This window comes from Saccharibacillus qingshengii (genome assembly GCF_013185195.1).
In the GTDB taxonomy this organism is placed as follows: Bacteria; Bacillota; Bacilli; order Paenibacillales; family Paenibacillaceae; genus Saccharibacillus; species Saccharibacillus qingshengii.
This window is the reverse complement of the sequence record NZ_JAAZWC010000047.1, coordinates 1-15673: the sequence shown is the minus strand read 5'-3', so window position 1 is coordinate 15673 and position 15673 is coordinate 1. Positions and strand designations below refer to the sequence as shown.

General features: G+C 55.5%; 13 protein-coding genes. 10 read left to right on the top strand and 3 right to left on the bottom strand.

Features of this window, described 5'->3' with window-relative positions; all coding sequences use genetic code 11:
• Nucleotides 1–150 precede the first annotated feature (150 nt).
• From HRQ60_RS22455 to HRQ60_RS22445, 3 genes are all read left to right on the top strand, one after another.
• On the top strand, nt 151–1146 hold the full coding sequence (locus HRQ60_RS22455; RefSeq protein WP_172200616.1) for a BMP family lipoprotein: 996 nt from the start codon (nt 151–153) through the stop codon (nt 1144–1146).
• Between the two features lie 21 nt (nt 1147–1167).
• A complete protein-coding gene (locus HRQ60_RS22450) occupies nt 1168–2835 on the top strand; it encodes a methyl-accepting chemotaxis protein (protein ID WP_172200607.1) in 1668 nt (555 codons plus the stop codon).
• 226 nt (nt 2836–3061) lie between these two features.
• Nucleotides 3062–3619, top strand: coding sequence for an NADPH-dependent FMN reductase (locus tag HRQ60_RS22445; RefSeq protein WP_172200604.1), 558 nt, complete (start codon nt 3062–3064; stop codon nt 3617–3619).
• Between the two features lie 129 nt (nt 3620–3748).
• On the opposite strand, the gene HRQ60_RS22440 is transcribed toward HRQ60_RS22445, so the two are convergent.
• Nucleotides 3749–4504 carry a TerC family protein gene (locus tag HRQ60_RS22440; protein WP_172200601.1) on the bottom strand — a complete coding sequence of 252 codons (756 nt, stop codon included), beginning with the start codon at nt 4502–4504 and terminating at the stop codon, nt 3749–3751.
• Nucleotides 4505–4806: 302 nt separating this feature from the next.
• Between HRQ60_RS22440 and HRQ60_RS22435 the strand changes: the two genes are divergently transcribed.
• Both HRQ60_RS22435 and HRQ60_RS22430 read left to right on the top strand, forming a co-directional pair.
• A complete protein-coding gene (locus HRQ60_RS22435) occupies nt 4807–5616 on the top strand; it encodes an alpha/beta fold hydrolase (RefSeq protein ID WP_172200598.1) in 810 nt (269 codons plus the stop codon).
• 50 nt (nt 5617–5666) lie between these two features.
• Nucleotides 5667–6407, top strand: coding sequence for an MORN repeat-containing protein (locus tag HRQ60_RS22430; RefSeq protein WP_172200595.1), 741 nt, complete (start codon nt 5667–5669; stop codon nt 6405–6407).
• A gap of 185 nt (nt 6408–6592) precedes the next feature.
• Here the strand turns inward: HRQ60_RS22430 and HRQ60_RS22425 are convergent, their stop codons facing one another.
• Both HRQ60_RS22425 and HRQ60_RS22420 read right to left on the bottom strand, forming a co-directional pair.
• A complete protein-coding gene (locus tag HRQ60_RS22425) occupies nt 6593–7222 on the bottom strand; it encodes a YfbR-like 5'-deoxynucleotidase (RefSeq protein WP_172200592.1) in 630 nt (209 codons plus the stop codon).
• A 475-nt stretch (nt 7223–7697) separates the two neighbouring features.
• Nucleotides 7698–9053 (bottom strand): APC family permease, encoded by a 1356-nt coding sequence (locus HRQ60_RS22420; protein ID WP_246281451.1) that lies wholly within the window; start codon nt 9051–9053, stop codon nt 7698–7700.
• Between the two features lie 284 nt (nt 9054–9337).
• Here HRQ60_RS22420 and HRQ60_RS22415 point away from each other — a divergent pair, with 284 nt between their 5' ends.
• The 5 genes from HRQ60_RS22415 (at nt 9338) to HRQ60_RS22395 (ending at nt 15548) form a co-directional block, all read left to right on the top strand.
• Nucleotides 9338–10693 carry an extracellular solute-binding protein gene (locus HRQ60_RS22415; RefSeq protein ID WP_172200610.1) on the top strand — a complete coding sequence of 452 codons (1356 nt, stop codon included), beginning with the start codon at nt 9338–9340 and terminating at the stop codon, nt 10691–10693.
• A gap of 85 nt (nt 10694–10778) precedes the next feature.
• On the top strand, nt 10779–11672 hold the full coding sequence (locus tag HRQ60_RS22410) for an ABC transporter permease subunit (protein ID WP_172200589.1): 894 nt from the start codon (nt 10779–10781) through the stop codon (nt 11670–11672).
• A gap of 16 nt (nt 11673–11688) precedes the next feature.
• Nucleotides 11689–12570, top strand: a complete 882-nt coding sequence (locus HRQ60_RS22405; RefSeq protein WP_172200586.1) for a carbohydrate ABC transporter permease — start codon at nt 11689–11691, stop codon at nt 12568–12570.
• Nucleotides 12571–12579: 9 nt separating this feature from the next.
• Complete coding sequence (locus tag HRQ60_RS22400) at nt 12580–14382, top strand: cache domain-containing sensor histidine kinase (protein ID WP_172200583.1); 1803 nt, start codon at nt 12580–12582, stop codon at nt 14380–14382.
• Nucleotides 14379–15548 (top strand): response regulator, encoded by a 1170-nt coding sequence (locus HRQ60_RS22395; protein WP_172200580.1) that lies wholly within the window; start codon nt 14379–14381, stop codon nt 15546–15548. The genes HRQ60_RS22400 and HRQ60_RS22395 overlap by 4 nt, the downstream gene beginning before the upstream one ends.
• Nucleotides 15549–15673: the final 125 nt, after the last annotated feature.

Here is a 15673-nt window from a genome sequence, read left to right as displayed (position 1 = left end):
GTTAAATCGTATCGTCGTCTCATGTCTTTAATTTAACAGATTTGAGGGCATTCTTGAAGTTTGCGTACAGGCCCTAATAAGTTGGCCTGAATCGGGCGATAAATGTAATGGATGTTCAGACAAATAGAGTGGGGTGCAAAGATGCAGAAAATGAAAAAAGCCAAGCTCCTGATTTGGATTCCCGCACTGACTTCGCTGCTGATCGCGGGATGCGGTTCACAACAGAGTCCTACGGCAGGAGCCGCAGAACGACCGGAAGTCGGGGTTGTGCTCTCCGATGTGGGTCTGGACGATCAGTCTTACAGCGATGCGGCTTTTCGCGGACTGGCCAAATCGCGCGACGAAGACGGAATCTTGTTCGACTACAGGGAACTCGATCAAGCGGGAAGCTATGACGAAGCCTTCAAGCAGCTGATCGAAAAAGACAACGATCTGATTATCGGGCTCGGATACATGGTCAAGGAAAGTCTGGAAGCCGCCGCCAAAGCGCATCCGGAGAAGCAGTTTCTGATTGTCGACGACAAATCGGAGCTGCCGAATGTCGCTTCGATTACGTTTAAGGAAGAAGAAGGCAGTTATCTGGCGGGCGTTGTGGCGGGAATGACGACTAAGAGCAACCGTGTCGGATTTCTGGGCGGCGTCGAATCCGATCTGCTGAAGAAATTCCAGGCCGGCTATGAGCAGGGAGTCAAAGCGGCCAATCCCGCAGCGCAGGTGAAATCGACGTATGCCGGTGACTTCGGGGATTCCGATCTCGGCGCTTCGATCGCTTCCAAGATGATGAAAGACGACGCGATCGACGTGATTTATACGGCTGCCGGATTGACCGGCGTCGGCGCCCTGCAGGAAGCCGAGCGTCAGGGGCATTATGCGATCGGAGTCGACGCCGACCAGTTCTTTATCGCGGAAAAAGCCGTGGTCACTTCCATGGTGAAAAATGTCGATACGGCGATCTTCAAAGCAGTCGGCACGTTCAACGAGAACGGGGGATCTTTTCCTCAAAAAGATATGGTGTTCGGCCTGAAAGAAGAAGGCGTAGGCATCGCGCCGATCCGCGTCGCCAACCTCACACCGCAGCAGCAGGAGAAAATCGACGAATTGAAAGAAGCGTTGATCTCCGGCAAGATCGCTATTCAGCTTCCCTAAAACCGGACGGAGGTAAAGTGTATGAAATTGCAGGGTAAACTGCTGTTAAATGCCATGATCTCGCTCGTGGCTTCGTTGGCGCTTGTCGCCTATATCATCGTACAGCTGCTCCAGATGAATTCCCAGAACCGTACGCTTGTACCGGATATGATGAATGTCCAGCAGTTGAACGCGGATCTGAGCGGGCTGAGCCAGTCGCTCGACGGCTATTCGTTCTCGATGACCGAAAGCAACAAGGCGGAGGTAACTTCGCATCTGGAGACGGTCGGAGCCACACTGGCCCTGCTGACCGACAGTGAAGAGACCAGTCTCGACAGCCAGGAGCAGATGGACTGGCTGACTTCCATCAGCGGAAAGTTCACGGACCTGTCCACCGAATCGACCCAGGCGATCGAAAGCCAGGACAGCCCGGAAGCCAAACGCCAGGCTGCGCGCATCCAGGGAATCCAGAACGACGCCTATCGTCTGGATATCCTGACCAAGGAACGTTATGACCTCTATACGGCCAATCTGACTTCCAGTATCGAGCTGACCTGGCATATCGCTCTGGCAGGTTCCGTCCTGCTGCTGATTGCGCTCGGATGGTTTAACGCCTACTTCGCCCGCAGGCTTGCGCGGCGGATCCGGACGATGAAAGACGCGGCCGTACGTATCGCGGACGGCGATCTGAGCCTTCATCTGGATCAAGCTAAAGGACGCGACGAGCTGGATGAATTGAACAATGCGTTCGGCACCATGGTCGACAATCTGCGGGGAATCGTACGTTCGATCGAGAGCAGCGGCAGCGTGCTGGACCGGGTTGCCGAAGAACTCGACGGACAAAACGACAAGATGCAGGAGATCGTGTCGCAGGTTGCGACGTCGACGGAAGAACTTGCAATCGGCAGCCAGCGTATCGCGGAAGATCTCGGGCACACGGTCGAAGTGGTCGACGGGATGCAGCGCAATTTCGAAGTTAATCTGGAGGAAACGGTGCAGTCTTCTTCCGCGACGGAAGAAGCGCTCAGTTTCGTCGAACACGGCGAAGCGGTGATGCGCGAGCAGCTGCGTATCACGAGCGTGAACCGTTCCGCGATGGGAGAAGTCGAACAGACGGTGCGGGAACTGGAGACCAGTGCCGAACGGATTGCCACGATGACGGAACATGTTACGCAGATCGCCAAGCAGACGACCCTGCTCTCGCTGAACGCTTCGATCGAGGCGGCACGGGCGGGCGAAGCGGGCAAAGGCTTCGCCGTCGTTGCCGGCGAAGTGAACAAACTGGCGGACCAGTCGGATTCCGCAGCCCGCGAAATCTTCGCGGCGGTCGAAGAGATTGCCGCTTCCATGACCCGCGTCAAAGGATCGGTCAAGCAAAGCCTCGATCTGTTCCGCCAGCAGGAAGAAGCTTCCGCGACGACGGAACAATCGTTTGGAGCGATCAGCGGCAAGGTTCGCCAGATCGCGGGCAGCGTCGGCAAGCTGTCGGAAGATATGGAAGAATCGCGCCGCCTGAGTATGCAGGTGCAGCAGGCGATCGAGAATATCAGCGCGGTCACCGAGCAATCGGCGGCGGGCAGCGAGGAGATCACCGCTTCCACGGATGAGCAGAAGCGTTCGTTCGAGGAGATTGGCGGGAAGGTCAAGGAGCTGCTGCAGGTACGCGAAGAGATGCAGCGGGAACTGGAACGTTTCCGTTTGGACGCCTAGGGAACCCTTGCGCAGCGACTGAACGTATTTCTATGTTTTCCCGAACCGGACAGACCTACAGGGTCTTGTCCGGTTTTTTGCTTTTCAAGAGATGTACGCTTTCCTAAAATATATTTGTGTAAAAAAGTAAGTAAAAAGTGTTGCGAAGGAGAAAAAGCTGTGCTATGATTCATTCATAACAAAAAGTTAGTAACTTAAATTATTGACATAAACGGAGGAATCAATCATGGAAAAGTTGAACATCGGCATTATTCTCGGAAGTACGCGTCAAGGTCGTCTGAGCCCGCAGGTCGGCGAATGGGTAAAACAGATCGCGGACGAACGCGGAGATGCCCATTATCAAATCGTGGATATCGCGGACTATCATCTGCCTCTGCTGGGTGAAGCCGATGCGACCGAACAAGCGACCGCATGGAATACGAAGCTGGCCGAGCTGGACGGATTCGTCTTCATCGTGCAGGAGTACAATCACAGCATTTCGGCGTCGCTCAAGAACGCTCTGGATTATGCCCGTGAAGCCTGGAACAACAAAGCGGCCGGCATCGTCAGCTACGGTTCGGTAGGCGGAGCACGTGCGGCCGAGCATCTGCGCGGCATTCTGGGCGAGCTGTCCGTAGCCGACGTCCGCGTTCATCCGGCACTGTCGCTGTTCACCGACTTCGAGAACGGTTCGGTCTTCAAACCGGCCGATCTGCATCTGGTCAACGTAAACGGAATGCTCGACCAGGTCGTGGCTTGGAGCGGAGCGCTCAAGACGCTGCGCGTGCCGGCTGCCGCCTTGTAAGCCGGATTTTCTCGACTCCAGGAGCTTCGTTTCCGGTACGATCCGAAGCCAAGACGAAAAAGCCCGATTCCCTTCAAGGGGAATCGGGCTTTTTGCGGGTTGGAAGCTTATCGACCGTTCAACCGTCGTTTAATGCGCAGCGTTTTTGCTGACGCGGATCCGGTTGATCAAGAAAGTAATGGCGAATACGGCGATCAGCACAATGAAGAACGTCGTATGGCTCATTTCGTAGATATGGGCTGTACTGAGAATCATTTTGACCCCGATAATGAAGATGAGAACGAACGCCGCATTCTCCAGTTCCGGAATTTTGTCCATCAGCTTGAGAATGAAGGTTGCGACCAGACGCATCATCAGGATACCGAGCAGACCGCCGGCAATCAGGATCCACGGGTTCGGCGAGATCGCGAATGCGGCCAGGATCGAATCGATCGAGAACGCGATGTCCATCATTTCGACTGTGATGATCGTACGAACGAACAGGCTCAGACCGGTCTTGGCCAGGATCTTCTGCAATCCCGATTCTTCTTCCGCTTCGTCATCGTCTCCACCTTTGGCTCTGGCTTTATCCCAGAAGTGCTTGATGGCGATCCAGAGCAGATACGCGGCTCCGATATACTTGACCCAGGCGATCTGAACGAGGTAAATCCCGACCCCGATCGCGATAATCCGGAAAATATACGCGCCCCACAATCCGTAAAGCAGGGCTTTCTTTCTCTGCTTCTCGGGAAGCTTGTTGACGATTGCGGCGAGAACGAGTGCGTTGTCCGCCGACAACAGTCCTTCAATCACGATCAGCGATAAAATGAATCCCCAACCTTCGAGCGTTCCGAACGCCTGGAGGAAGGTACTCATTTCAAACAAATGGCTGTAGCCCATTTCCATTCCGGTACAATCCTTTCCTGGTCATAATATGTTGAAATTGACACTTGCTTTCGGTACTACGCGGCAGCTTCGATTTCGTTTCAATTTTTTTTGAGAAAAATTAAAGACAAAATTCAAAGTCGAAAAAAACCTTTTTTTCGTGCCGGCTTTCATTTTTCATACGTGCAAGTGTACCATAATTATAGAAAAAAGAAACAGAAACTTGCAAGGCGTCCCGTTCGTCTGTTCCGATTCGGGAAGGAGCAAGGACGGGTAACGGGTAAGAGAGCAAAAAACAGGCGGAGAAGGGCGGCGGATCATTCATGAATCGGACGGGAATCCATACGATCGGAGGTACCCGGTTTCACATTTCGATACAGGGCGTAGGCAGTCCTCTCGTATTGGTGCACGGCGAACACTGCAATCTGGAGGCGTGGGACGACCATGTGGAGATGCTGTCGCGCAGCTTCACCGTCGTTCGTTACGACCGCCGCGGATACGGCAAAAGCGAAGCGATCTCCGGCCCCTATTCTCCGTATGCGGATCTGAAAGCGATTCTCGACTATTTCGGTCTGCGCCGCGCTTCGATTATCGGAGCCTGCAGCGGCGGGGGCGTCGCGATCGACTTTGCGCTGGCCCATCCCGAATATGTGGAACAGCTTGTGCTGGTCGCTCCCCGGCTGAACGGCACCCTGCCGCCGCTCCGGTTGATCTGGGAGCGTCTTGGCGACGCACGGCGCGTCAAACGGGACGGCATCGAGCGTGCCGCGGCCCGCTTTCTGCGCAGCCGGTACTGGAGGTATGCCGTCCCCCGAGACCGCAGAGCGCGGGCGCGCTTCAAAGAGATGTATCTCGGCAACGCGGTACATTATCAATCGCGCCCCGGCATGGAGCGGCCGCTGCTAAGCCGATCCCACAAGCGTCTGGGCGAGATCGGATGTCCCGTGCTGATTGTCATGGGCGAATGGGATTCGTCGTTCAACCGCAGAATCTGCCGGCAGCTGCACGCACAGATCCTGCACTCGTCGCTGATCCGGATGGAAGGGTGCGGCCATCTACCGCAGCTCGATCTCCCGCTCGAGTTTTCGGCAATCGCGCTGAGCGCGCTGAAAGCTTCGGCGGCTGGGCGCTAGAAGAGAAGAACCCGCATACAGCTATAGAAAAGGAAAGGGGCTTTGCATCGATGAAAAAGAAAGTACTGCTCACGCTGCTGCTGGCTGCCGCCGTGCCGCTGGCCGGGTTGAGCCCGCTGCCTGCCTCGACGCCTTCGGCGCAGGCCGCGTCCGCGAAGCAGTCGCTGCGGCTTCCGTCCGGCGCCAGCTACTATGGCGAAGTGAAAAACGGCCAGCCGAACGGCCGCGGAACGATCAAATGGAGCGCAGGCAAACAGTATTCCGGCGATTTCCATGCGGGCAAGCGCAGCGGAACGGGGAAATACGTCAATACGTATACCGATCCCAAGACAAGCCTGCTGCATCGCGTCGTCTATGACGGGATCTGGAGCGGCGATCGCATGCACGGTCGAGGCGTATGGACCGAGAAAATCTCCGTGCCCGGAGGCGGCGTATACTCCAACGGGATCCGCACGGGTGTTTTTGCAGAGAATGAACTGATTCGGGGTTACCGCGTTGTGCATGCGCAGGCCGATCCGGATTACAGTTTCTCGTACCTGAGCCCGAATTTCCGACTCGATGTGTTGGGCAGCAACGTAAGTCCGCTCCAGGACTGGAAAAATGGAACCCTGTTCGACGTACGCTACCGCAAAGGTTCCGTCAGCCGGAACTATTCGCTGTTCCAGGGCGAGACGGCGGCGAAAGAGAAGCATCGTCTGGCTTCGCTGCGCTACCTGCTTGGCGTGACGGACGAAGTGTCTCCTTACCTGCGGCAGTTCCGCGCGCTGTCCAGGCAGCTGCCGCTGAAATAAGCGGGCTCCGGACGCCAGCTGGAGAGCCGGTCGGAACCTGCCGCTAGATCACCCGGACCGTTCGCCGATATCGACCCGGCGAACGGTTTTTTGGCTGTCCGAACAGCAAAAAATTCCCTGGACGGTGTCCGGGAATGCCTTCCTTGCCGTGAGCTGCCGCATCTGCCTGCGGCCGCCGCTTTTGATTACAGAGCCAAAGCTTCTTCCGTGATCCGCTTGATATCGACCGGCGACAGCGTTTCTTCATTCACCATTTCAGGCAGAATATGATCAAGGAAATAATCGACGCAGGCCAGCTTGATCCGTTTGATCTTGACCAACGCATTGCGGTACATGACGACGAATTCTTTTTCGGTATTGCCTTTTTGCAGTTCGGCGAATGCTTCGTAGACCTGATCCATTTTGTCCGCGACTTCGAGAATCAATCCTTCGATCGAATCGTCCTTGCCTTCGCGCAGCTGTCTGCGGAACGTGGGCTTGAACTCTTCCGGAATGTTTTCTTCGATAAAATGCGCGATCATGCCTTCTTCAACCTGCTGGATCAGCTGTCGGAGCTCCGGCGAAGAATGCTTGACCGGCGTCTTGATATCCCCGATAAAAATCTCGCCGTAATCGTGGCTGCTCGTGATTTCGTACAGCTTCTTCCAGTCGATCACCGCGCCGTGCTGCTCTTCGATATCGGCCAGCGTCTTGGCGTACTGGACCACTTTCCAGGAATGCGCGGCCACGCTGTGCTGTTCGAACTTGAATTTGCCGGGGCAGCGGATAATGCGTTCCAGCCCGTCCAGCGAGCGGAAATAACGATGGATTCCCATGGCTTGTCCTTCTTTCTTCTTCTATATAATAGGGGAGATGGCCGAAGCGGATAGAAGGTTCCGGCACTGCAAGTATAACGGGAGGGTATTCGGGCAGCGTCAACGCAGGGTCAAGCGGGAGTCAAAGTTTACGTCGGCGGGAAGGGATTTGTTCGGTGAACGTTTTGAAAAAAGCCCGAAAAGGCCGGACCGCGTAGGTCCGGCCTCAGGTTGTCGAGAAAGTCCTATTCATAGGAGAAGCGGGTCGGCTTCGGGAGAAATTCGTTCCGGTCGCGTGTTGAAATCGGGGAAAGGGATTGAAATTTAGCAGAATTTCCCCGATTTCAAAGGCGAACACTATCGTTCCTACACTGAATTTCTCCCTCCGCCTCCGCGCTTCACTTGGATTCAGACTTTCTCGACACGTTGAGGCCGGACCGCGTAGGTCCGGCCTTTTCGTATGCTTTTTTAACGCGTTCGGCTTGGGAAAGCCGTGTTAGTTCTGCCGCCGCTTCATCGCGTAGAACACCGGCAGTCCGATCAGGGTAATGCCGATCCCGATCAGCGAGCGGACCGGACTATCCTGCAGCGTGCTGACCAGAATGTACAGGCCGCCGGCGATTCCGATGATCGGCGCCAGCGGATACAGGGGCACCCGGTAGCGCCCGGGCTCTGTGCCGATCTTGCGCCGCAGAACGAATACGCCGAAGACGCCGGCGGTGAAGAAGATCCACAGCACGAAGACGAGCAGATCGGTCAGCGTATTGAACGTGCCCGAGAAAATATAGAGGATCGCGAGAACGGCCTGGAAAATCAGGGCGTTGGCCGGCGTGCCGAAGCGCGGATGGATCCGCCGCAGGAAAGCGGAGAACGGCACGATGCCGCGTTCGCCCATCGCCTGCGGAACGCGCGCCGCGGTCATCAGATATCCGTTCAAGGCACCCAGTACGGATACGATGATGCCTGCGGTAATGAACGCACCGCCTCCGCTGCCAAGCAGCGCTTCGGCCGCATCGGCACCCGGCGTAGCCGAGGAGACAATCTGTTCCGGCGGCAGGGCGCGGAAGATCGCCAGGTTGAACAGGACATAGACAACAATCACGAACGAGACGCCGATGAGGATAACCCGGGGCAGCGTCTTCGCAGGATTTTTCATCTCGCCGGCCATATTGGTGACGCCGATCCAGCCGTCGTAGGCCCACAGCGTACCGAGGATGGCCGCTCCGAAGCTTGCCGATCCCGCTGTCAGGCCCGAGACGCCGGCGAATCCCGGCTGGCTGCCCGACAGAAGTCCGAATGCCACGATTCCCACGACGGGAACCAGCTTGCCTGCCGTCGCGAGCAGCTGAATGATCCCGCCGTATTTGGTCGAAATCACATTCATCAGCAGGATGAACAGCAGAATGCCGACCGCAAGGCTTTTCTGCTGGATCCCGTTCATCGGCAGAAAATAGCCCGAGTAGGAAGCGAAAGCGATCGCGAGCGCCGCGACGGAAGCGGGATAGGAGATGACCGCCTGCACCCAGCCGAGCAGGAAGCCGACGGCTTCGCCGTAGAGTTCTTCCAGATAGGCGTACAAGCCGCCGGATTTGGGGATAGCGGCGGCGATCTCCGCTACGGCCAGTGCCGAAGCGAGCGTGATAATGCCGCCCGCGATCCAAGCCAGAATACTCATCCAGGGCGAACCGGCGCTTGCCAGTACGATACCGGGCTTCAGGAAAATACCGGAGCCGATAATCATGCCGACGACGATGGCCATGGCTTCAAGAAAGGTGACCGATTTTTTGAGAGGGGAAGGAGAGGCGGAGAGAACGGCCGATTCGGCTTCCGCGCTCCGGGCTTTTTTGGACAAGGGAATCACGTTTCCTTTCGCATGCGAATCATCGGTTCGACGAGTCACCGCGAGAATGCGCTGCAACCCAGAGACCGACCGAATTATTCTACCACTTTTTCACCTATTCGAATATGACATCTTTGGTTCGATTAGCGAAACGATTCGAAGATTTAAACACGAAAAAACAAACATCATCCCTGAATAATTTCCATTGTATGCGTTTACAGAAAAAGCCATAATAACCGTAGCAAGAAGCTTCAGACCATGAATCAAGGGGAGGAAATACCGTGACAAAGAGAAAGATGAAGTGGTTCGGTATGACAATGACAGGCCTGCTGGCACTCAGCCTTAGCGCCTGCGGCGGTGGAGGTACGACCGCGACCAACAATGCGAGCGGCGATGCCGGCGGAACGAAGACCGAACCTACGAAGACGGAAGCGAGCGAACCGGCAGCCAAAGACATCACGATCACCTTCCAGAATATTTATCCGGACGCCAGCGATCCGAAGAACCAGATGATGAAGAAAATCGTCGATCAGTACCAAAGCGAGAATCCGAACGTTACGATCGAACTCGACTCGCTCAATACGGACCAGCAGAAGCTGAAGCTCAAGACGCAGGCCGCTTCCAAAGAAGTGCCGGACATTACGGTCGTGAACCCGGCCGCGCAGATGCAGCCTTTCGTCGATGCGGATCTGTTCGCTCCGCTGAACGACATGGTCGAAGAAAACGGACTCAAGGACACGTTCCAATCCGGCATCCTCGACTACTATACATTCGACAACAATCTGTATGCCCTGCCGGACGGTAACAACATCGGCGTCGTGTACTACAACAAAAAGTTGATGGCAGAAGGCGGCGTGGAAGTGCCGAAGACCTTCGAAGAAATGATCGAAGCAATCAAAACGCTCAAATCCAAAGGTATTCAGCCTATGGTTATCGGCGAAAAAGACAGCTGGACAGGTTCGTTCCTGTTCATGAACATCCTGCTGAGAACGAACGGCGGTCCGGGCTTCCTGCAGGACGTGCTGGACGGCAAGAAAACGTTCGAAGACCCGGCTTATGTCGAAGCGATTTCGGCATTCCAACAGCTGGTTGACGCGGGTGCTTTCCAGGACGGAGCCACTTCGTTCGATTACAACGCGGGCGAGAACCTGTTCAAAACAGGCACGGCAGCCATGTACTACATGGGCAGCTGGGCTACCGGCGGAATCGAAACTGCCGAAGTCAGCAAAGACGGCAACGTCGGCGTCTTCCAGTTCCCGACTGTCGGAGGCAAAGGCAATCCGGATGAGTTCATGCTGGCGCCGGGCAGTGCATTCGCTATCTCCAAAGACAGCGAAAACCTGGACGAAACCAAGAAGTTCCTGAACTACTTCATGCAGAACTTCCCGAAAGAAGCGTTTGAAGCCAAAGGCGCGGTCGGCATTGCCCAGAACGTGGAAGGCGACTTCAAAGCCGCCGGTTATTCGGACATGGCGATGAACGTACTGGACCTGTTCAAGAAGGTCAAAGGCGGCGACCTCGCGTTCGACAACACGATCAACCCGGCTACCACTCAGGTTCACCTGTCGGGTACGCAAAGTCTGTTCGTCGAAAAGAAAGATCCTGCCGCAGTAGCAAAAGAGCTGCAGGCCGCATACGAAGAAAACAAATAACAACGGCAAGCCGGACGGACAACAAGAAGGGGACCCGCGGTCCCCTTCTCTTCGTCGGCTGCTCTTATGAGGAGGCGAACTCCGCGTGAATGTATTGAAGGTATCCCGCTGGACGATCGCGGCTTTTATTCTGCCGTGTCTGATCGTTTATGTCGGTCTTGTGTTCGTCCCGATTCTTGTCTCGCTGTACAGCGGACTTCTGGATTGGAACGGGATCGGCAAATCGACTTTTATCGGAATCGACAACTACGTCAAAATATTTACCAATGATTCGGTGTTCTGGCCGGCGCTGCGCCGCACGTTCACCCTGGCCGGATTCTCCATGCTGGTACAGGTGCCAATCGCGCTGCTGGTCGCTATTTTGATCACCCGCTTTGTCCGGCGTCCAAACTTCCTGGTATCCAGTTACTTCCTGCCGGTTATTCTGTCCGTTGCGATCATCGGGCAGCTGTGGAAAACGATCTACAACCCGGCTTCGATGGGCGGTATGATCAACCAGATTCTGACCAGTGTCGGACTGGAATCGTGGACCCACTCCTGGCTGACCGAGCCGAAGATCGCTATCTATGCGATTATTCTTGTCTCGCTGTGGCAGTACCTCGGGTATCATATTCTGATTCAGTTCACCGGGATCCAGAATATTCCGGGCGAAATTTACGAGGCGGCCAAGATCGACGGAGCGGACGGTTTCAAAGCGGACCGTTACATTACGCTTCCGATGGTACTCCCGATTCTCAAAATCTCTATTGTGCTCTCGTTTATCGGATCGCTCCAGTCTTTCGACCTGATTATGGTCATGACAGGCGGCGGACCCGCGCATGCGACCGAAGTGCTCGCAAGCCATATGTACAATATGTCGTTCATTACCATGGAATACGGATACGGCAGCTCTATTGCCAACGTCCTGATCGTCGTCTGTCTGATCGCTACGGTACTGATCAATCTGCTGTTCACCCGTCTGGAGAAACGCTATACGTAGAAAGGGGGCTCCGTCGATGAGCCAGTTTGCAAGTTCCGCGGGCTCCAAACCCGCACTCAAAGTTCGAAGCCGGCGTATTTCGCCCAAAACCATCATCGCCTTTGTCTTTTTCGGCCTCCTGCTTGTCACGCAGCTCTATCCGCTGCTGTGGCTGCTGATCTACTCGCTCAAGACCAACGAGGAGATCCTGTCGGGCAGTTTCTTCGCCCTTCCGGCCGAGTGGCAGTGGAGCAATTATCAAGGGGCGATCGAAGGCGGCAGCTATTTCCGTTATCTGGGCAACAGCTTGTTCGTCACCGTTACGACGATGATCGGCGTGCTGCTGCTGGCTTCGTTGGCCGCTTTCGCCATCAGCCGCTTCCGCTGGAAATACGGCCAGGTCGTTCTGCTGCTGTTCCTGCTCGGCATGATGATTCCGATGCAGGGCACACTGCTGCCGCTGATGATCATCTTCAAAAATCTGCATATCCTCAACACGCATCTGGCTCTGATTCTGCCGTATATCGCGTTCCAGATGCCGATTGCCGTCTTTATTCTCAGCGGCTTCCTGCGCACGATTCCGCACGAGATCGAAGAATCCGCGATCATGGACGGAGCCGGCGCTTTCCGGATCTTCCGCAGCATTATCCTGCCCGTCTCGGTACCGCCGATGATGACCGTCTGCATCCTGACTTTCATTAACGTCTGGAACGAGTATATCCTGGCCGCGACTTTCATTTCGGCGGAACGTCTCAAGACCCTTCCGTTCGGCGTGTACAGTTTCGTCAGCCAGTATTCCGTCAATTACGGCGCGATCGGAGCTTTCCTGGTGCTTGCCGCCCTGCCGGTTATCCTGGTCTACTTCCTGCTTGCCGAAAAAATTACCAAAGGCATGGTGGCGGGTGCGGTTAAGGGTTAAGATGGATTTATGAGACGCGTAAAGAAACGACTAAACACGATTTACGGCCGACTGTTTCCGGTATTCCTGTTCAGCCTGCTCGGTCTTCTGCTGATTGTCAGTCTTGTCTATTACCAGCGGGCGACCGATCAGGTTCGCGAACAGGTCGGAACCCTGGCCGAAAAAAATATGTCCCAGACCGTTTCCTTGTTCGAACAGCTTCTGGACGGGTATGACAGTGTGACCAAGACGCTCAACAGCAATGGTGAACTGATGCGTCTGCTCCGGCAGTCCTATCCTTCGGCGGGGTCGAGCAAGCAGATCCAGGCGGAGCGGAGGATTACCGATATCCTGGGCGCGATCTTCTATTCGCGCAGCGATATCGTCGGGATCCATATGCTGGCCGACAGCGGCAAAGTCTACAGCTTCGTACGCTCGACGGGAGCTTCGATCCGAACCTACCCGGACAAACCGTGGTTTGCCGAATTGAAGCGGTCGCGGGGCGATATTCGCTGGTTGGGCGTGTATCCCGAGTCGCTGATGAGCAGTTGGACGGATGGCCCCGTCTTTGCTTTCGGTCGACAGGTGTTCGAGTTGGAAGGGCTGCAGTCGGTCGGCTATGTGCTGATCGAGGTCGAAGCCGATGCGATTACGTCGGCGGTCTCGAACGCCAGCCTCGGACAGAACACCCAGGTTGCTATTCGCGACGAAGCGGGCAGCGACATCATCCGAACGAGCGCGGAAGAAGAAGCCTGGTCTTCGGTGCCCGAAGGTTGGCCCGGTCGCCTCGAATCCGGCAGAATCCGTTCTTACGAAGGAGGCGACTGGCTGCTGACCGCAGCTCAGGTAGAGAAGACCGGCTGGACCATTCTGCGGGCTTCGCCCCAGAGCGATCTGAAGCTTGAACTGCGCGAGACCCAGCAGTTCCTGCTGAGTGTGATCATTGCGCTGATTGTCGCCGCGACCTTTTTGTCGACGATTGTCTCGCGTTCGTTCTCGCTGCCGTTCAAGCGGTTGGCTCAGCAGATGAAGCAGGTCGAGACCGGCAACTTCAAAGGACAGGTACATATCCAGTCCTATCAGGAGATCAATGTGCTGGTCGGTTCCTTTAACCGGATGGTGCGGGAAATGGACGGGCTGATCGAGGGAATCAAGCAGGCTTCGATCAGCGAGAAAAATGCCCAGTTACAGGCGCTTCAGTCGCAGATCAATCCCCATTTTTTGTTCAACACGCTCGATATGATCTACTGGATGCTCGACGAGCGGGAAGACGACCGGCTGGAAGGCGTTATTTTGGCCCTTTCGAAGATGTTCCGTTACAGCAGCGATTGGGAAGAAGGAGCGAAGGTGCGGCTGCGGCTCGAGCTGGAACAGCTCAAGTCGTATCTGACCATTATCGAGACCCGTCTGGGCCGCCGCGTTCTGACAGAGATCGATGTGGAAGAACGCTGGCTGGATGCACCGGTTCCCAAGATGATCCTGCAGCCGATTGTAGAGAATGCCGTCAAATACGGGCTCGAACCTCTGCGTGAAGGCGGTACCCTGCATATCTACTCCGAAGCGGACGAGGAATATCTGCATATCGTCGTGGAAGACAACGGTGCCGGAATCGACGCGGTTACCCTGCGGCGTCTGGAAATTCTGCTGGATTACCCGCCGGCCGCCGACCGCCACGTTGAAGGCGGACGGATCGGGATCGGACTGCTCAATGTACAGCGACGCATCCGTCTGATGTACGGCGATGCGTATGGACTTACGATCCACAGCATACCGGGGACCGGCACGAAGGTTACCGTAACCTTTCCGCTGCCGGACGAGGAGGGCTTAGTGTGAATATACTCGTCGTGGACGACGAACCGATTATCCGCAGCGGCATTCAGCGCACGATCCAGCGGACTTTTCCGCAGCACAAAGTCATTCTCGCCGAAGGGCCGGAGGAAGCGGTCCACCGGCTCAAAAGCGAGCTGATCGATCTGGTGCTGACCGACGTGCTCATGCCGGGCATGAACGGGCTCGAGCTTATGGAAGTCTCCCGCACGCTGCATCCCGATGCCAAGTGGGTCGTGATTTCCGCCTACTCCGAATTCGAGTACGCGAAAAAGGCGGTTCGGCTCGGGGCACGGGATTATTTGCTCAAACCGATCGGCAAAGACATCTTGGTCGAGCTGATCAAAAAGATGGGCGAAGAGATCGCCGAAAGCAATGTACGGGCCAAAGAAAGCCAGCTGCTCAAACAAAATTTGCGTTTTCTGCGCGAAGCCGTGTTTGCCAGATGGGCATCGGGGCTCGACCTCGGCGGGATCGATCTGGCGTCTTTTACCGAATCGTATCCGGACTTTCATCTGCTGATGGTTCATGTGGAGAGCGATGCGGACACGAAACTGGAGCACTTCATCGTGGAGAATGTGATGAATGAGCTGATCGGCTCGTTCGGACGCGGCTTTGTCGCCAGTATCGACGCCAAGAGTCTGCTCGGACTCGTCAAATTCGAGCGCAGCGGACTGGCGTCGTTAAACGAAGAGCTGCGAAGCTGCCTCAAACGCTACCTGAAGAAACCTTTTCAACTGCTGGCTTCGGGGCGAATCGAAGATCCTTCCCGGGTTCCGGACGAAGTGCGCCTGATGCGCGAAACGTCGGAGTACCAGGTATACGATCATTATGCCAGCGGGGGCGAGCAGGCTGTCGAAGTGGCGCTTCAATACATCAAGGCACGTTACGGCTCGGAATTGTCGCTGGAAAAAGTCGCTTCCGTCGTGTATCTGAATCCCGCTTATTTCAGTCAGCTGTTCAAGCAGAAGACGGGACAGGGCTTCAAAGATTACGTCACCCAGCTCCGGCTGGACCGCGCCATGGAGATGCTGGGCGAGTCCGAACTCAAAGTCGGCGATATTGCCGAGCGGGTCGGGTATCCGGATGTGCGCCATTTTTCGCAGGTCTTTCGCAAAAAGATAGGCAGTACGCCGTCGGAGTATCGGGAACAAATCAAAAGTAGATGCTGAACAAGGGAGCCGAGAGGCTCCTTTTTTTGTGAGGTGAAATAAATTTATAATGACGAATTGTCAATCCAAGTGCAACAGTTCGTCCTGAAACGATTCGTGCGTCGACTTCCAGCCTAAACATTTAC

What these genes read in the sequence shown, in the direction of transcription:
- HRQ60_RS22415 (WP_172200610.1), top strand. Translation starts at nt 9,338, where the DNA reads ATGAAGTGGTTCGGTATGACAATGACAGGCCTGCTGGCACTCAGCCTT.
- HRQ60_RS22445 (WP_172200604.1), top strand. Translation starts at nt 3,062, where the DNA reads ATGGAAAAGTTGAACATCGGCATTATTCTCGGAAGTACGCGTCAAGGT.
- HRQ60_RS22435 (WP_172200598.1), top strand. Translation starts at nt 4,807, where the DNA reads ATGAATCGGACGGGAATCCATACGATCGGAGGTACCCGGTTTCACATT.
- HRQ60_RS22450 (WP_172200607.1), top strand. Translation starts at nt 1,168, where the DNA reads ATGAAATTGCAGGGTAAACTGCTGTTAAATGCCATGATCTCGCTCGTG.
- HRQ60_RS22400 (WP_172200583.1), top strand. Translation starts at nt 12,580, where the DNA reads ATGAGACGCGTAAAGAAACGACTAAACACGATTTACGGCCGACTGTTT.
- HRQ60_RS22455 (WP_172200616.1), top strand. Translation starts at nt 151, where the DNA reads ATGAAAAAAGCCAAGCTCCTGATTTGGATTCCCGCACTGACTTCGCTG.
- HRQ60_RS22440 (WP_172200601.1), bottom strand. Translation starts at nt 4,504, where the DNA reads ATGGAAATGGGCTACAGCCATTTGTTTGAAATGAGTACCTTCCTCCAG.
- HRQ60_RS22425 (WP_172200592.1), bottom strand. Translation starts at nt 7,222, where the DNA reads ATGGGAATCCATCGTTATTTCCGCTCGCTGGACGGGCTGGAACGCATT.
- HRQ60_RS22405 (WP_172200586.1), top strand. Translation starts at nt 11,689, where the DNA reads ATGAGCCAGTTTGCAAGTTCCGCGGGCTCCAAACCCGCACTCAAAGTT.
- HRQ60_RS22430 (WP_172200595.1), top strand. Translation starts at nt 5,667, where the DNA reads ATGAAAAAGAAAGTACTGCTCACGCTGCTGCTGGCTGCCGCCGTGCCG.